Raw genomic sequence first — 2,998 nt, 5'->3', positions numbered from 1 at the left:
AGCCGCGCCAGGACCTTCTGGAGCGGTCCGGTCAGCTGAGCGACCGTGTCGTTCTCGCCGGAGGGCGAGGGTCGACGACGGCGATCGGAGGGGGAGGAGGCGGTCATGCGGCGGAGCCTAGCGGCCGGGGTGCACCGCTCGGTGGGCCCGGCGGGTCACCGCCCGCGCCAGGCCGGTGCTCGCTTCTCGAAGAACGCGGTCACGCCTTCGACCACGTCCTCGGTGCCGATCGTGAGGTCGAGCATCCCGTGCAGGTAGGCCATCGCCGCGTTCGGGTGCATCTGCCGCGCCTCGTGGAACGAGCGACGGCCGAGCGCGAGCGCGAGGGGTGCCCCGGCCAGCAGCTCGCTCACCAGCGCGTCGACCGCGGTGTCGAGCTCCTCGTCGGGCACGACCTGGTTCACCAGACCCCACGCTCGCGCCTCGGCAGCCGACACGCGGCGACCGGTCATCATCAGCTCGAGCGCCCGCTTCGGACCGAGGTGCTCGGTCAGGAGCGCGGAGATCACGTACGGCCAGAGCCCGACGCGCACCTCCGGGGTGCCGAACTCCGCGGTCTCGGTGGCCACGAGCAGATCGCAGGCCAACGCCACGCCGAGCCCGCCGGCGAGCGCGTGCCCGTTGACCCGCCCCACCAACGGCACCGGGAGCCGACCGACGGCCGCGAACAGCTCACGGAGCAGGCCTCGCTGGTCGTGCTGCTCGACGACGGTCGCATCCGCCGCCAGCCCACCGGCGAGGTCCGCACCCGCGCAGAACGCCCGGTCCCCCGCGCCGGTCAGCACGACCACCCGCACCTCGGGGTCGTCGGCGGTGGCCAGGGCCGCGGTGAGGCCGCGAAGGACGTCCGCGTTCAGCGCGTTGCGTCGCTCGGGACGGTCGATGGTCACCCGCAGCACCGCGTCGTGCCGCTCGGTCCGCACGCTCACTTCGGCTCCTCGTGTGCAGCGTCACCCGACCGAGCCCGGTCGACCGGTGCGCGGATGATAGGTCTGCGACGTCCGCAGCTCTCCGTCCTGCGCGTGACACCATCACGTCCTGTCAGGGGCTGACCGTGCCGTTCACCATCGCCGTCGTGCTCATCGCCGTCCTCGCGTCCGCCGTGCGCGGCGGGCGGCTGCGGCGTCTGGCTGAAGCCCCGATCGAAGCTCCCTGGCTGCTGTTCCTGGGCCTCGGCGTCCAGATCGCGGTCGACATCGCCGCGGGTCGAGGCGTGCTCGCCGACGCGAGCCTCGCCGGGTCGCTGCTGCTGGTCCTCAGCCAGCTGATCGTGGTCGGCTGGCTCCTGTGGAACCGGCACCTCCCCGGGGTGTGGCTCGTCGCCGCTGGCCTGGCGCTGAACGCCGCCGTCATGGCGGCGAACGGAGCCATGCCGGTCGACCCCGGCGCGATGCGGGCGCTCGGGCTCGGCGAGCTCACCGTCGCTCCCGGCAAGCACACGTTGCTGACCGACGAGACCCGCCTGCCGTGGCTCGCGGACGTGCTCCCCGTGCCGCCGCTCCGATCGATCCTGTCGGTCGGCGACCTGTGCATCGGCGTGGGCCTGGTGCCGCTGACCCACGCCCTGATGACCTGGCGTTCCGGCTCCGACCACCGGGGAGGGACGGAGCGCGACGTCAGCGACGCGCCGATGTCCTGACCCGGCGTTCGGCGACCTCGATCACGGCCCGCACCACCTCGAGGTCCTCGACCTCGCGCACGAGGCGCACGGTGACCTCGTGCCGCTGCCCCCCATCGGTCAGGTCGGGCTCGTAGCGGTCGACCTCACAGCAGGCCACGACGATCCGCGCGGCGCGGGCGATGCCGGCGTCGGCCCGGCGCACCTTCGCCGGATCGCCGTGTGCCCGCACGATCGCCGCCACCCGGTCGAGGTCACCCGCCGACGCGATCACCCGAGCTCCCGCCTCGGCCAGCTCCGCCCGCGTCGGTCGGTCCTCGGGTTCGAGACGGATGTGGCCGAGCTCGTGGAGGTAGGCCGCCTGCTCGATCTCGAGCGCGCTCGCCGCATCGGCGCCGAGCTCGAGCGCCACGTCCCGCGCCAGGGACCCGACCCGGACACCGTGCTCAGCAGCGACCGTGCCGAGCTGTTCGGGCAGGCGCGACATGGCACGGATCGTCTGGTCGTAGGCCGTGGTCACACCCGCGAACCTCGCCAGCCCGATACGGGCCGCGAGCAGCGGGATCAGCATGGAGGGCAGCGTCCACGGGCCGAGGGGGCGGTGGACCAGCGCGCCCATGACGGCGGTCGAGGCGATGGCCACGTCCGCGGTCCAGGTGGCCCGGATCTCGTCGGCGACGCGACGGAGCGGGAACCGTGTCTCCTCACCGAGGATCAGCACCTGCAGCGCCGGGAGGACGGTGACGAGGACGAGGGCGACGAGGACCGCCGCGGTGAGGTCGAGTTCGATGCCGCTCCCCGGCGCAGCGCGCCAGGGGTCACCGGTGCTGCGACCGAACGCGGCGAGACCCGCCAGGACCCACGCGGTCGAGACCGACACGACGAGGTTGGCGACGGCACCGGCGGCGCGGTCCCGCAGACGCGCCAGGCCCCACCCGCAGATCGTCAGGAGGGCGAGCATCGGTGCGGCTACCCCGATCAGGGCACCCATCGCGACGACGGCGGTGGAGGTCGGCACCGGCCGACCTCGCGGCGGGCGGATCGGCAGCAGCTCGGTGACCGCGATCGCGACCACGATGAGGACGAGGTGGTGCACCGCGACGGGCTCCTCCGGCGGCGCGCCGAACAGCCACGCGACCGACCCCACGAGCACCGCCACGAGGCCCGGCAGGGAGTGCGCCAGCTTGGTCCGCCGTGGGGGCGTCACGCGTCCGCCTCGCTGCCGGCGGCGTGGTTGCTGACGGTGTGGACCTCGGGGATGGCGTGACCGTGGAGCTCGGCCGACGACGCGAACTCGACGGTCGGTTGCCACCCGAGACGCTCGACCACGACGGCCAGGGCCTCGACCGCCTTCGCGTCGAACTGACGCCCGGCGCAGCG

At 73.8% G+C, this 2,998-nt stretch carries 3 protein-coding genes; 1 reads left to right on the top strand and 2 read right to left on the bottom strand.

What is annotated here, in order from left to right; genetic code table 11:
- Positions 1-155: 155 nt before the first annotated feature.
- Complete coding sequence (locus WEB03_RS13265) at positions 156-929, bottom strand: enoyl-CoA hydratase/isomerase family protein (protein WP_368071398.1); 774 nt, start codon at positions 927-929, stop codon at positions 156-158.
- Between the two features lie 125 nt (positions 930-1,054).
- Here WEB03_RS13265 and WEB03_RS13260 point away from each other — a divergent pair, with 125 nt between their 5' ends.
- Complete coding sequence (locus WEB03_RS13260) at positions 1,055-1,639, top strand: DUF5317 domain-containing protein (protein WP_368071397.1); 585 nt, start codon at positions 1,055-1,057, stop codon at positions 1,637-1,639.
- On the opposite strand, the gene WEB03_RS13255 is transcribed toward WEB03_RS13260, so the two are convergent.
- Positions 1,617-2,825 (bottom strand): HD domain-containing protein, encoded by a 1,209-nt coding sequence (locus WEB03_RS13255; protein ID WP_368071396.1) that lies wholly within the window; start codon positions 2,823-2,825, stop codon positions 1,617-1,619. The two genes, WEB03_RS13260 and WEB03_RS13255, sit on opposite strands and share 23 nt — an antisense overlap.
- Positions 2,826-2,998: the final 173 nt, after the last annotated feature.

Source organism: Nitriliruptor sp. (assembly GCF_040882075.1).
Lineage (GTDB): Bacteria > Actinomycetota > Nitriliruptoria > Nitriliruptorales > Nitriliruptoraceae > Nitriliruptor.
This window is presented reverse-complemented; position numbering and strand designations above follow the sequence as displayed.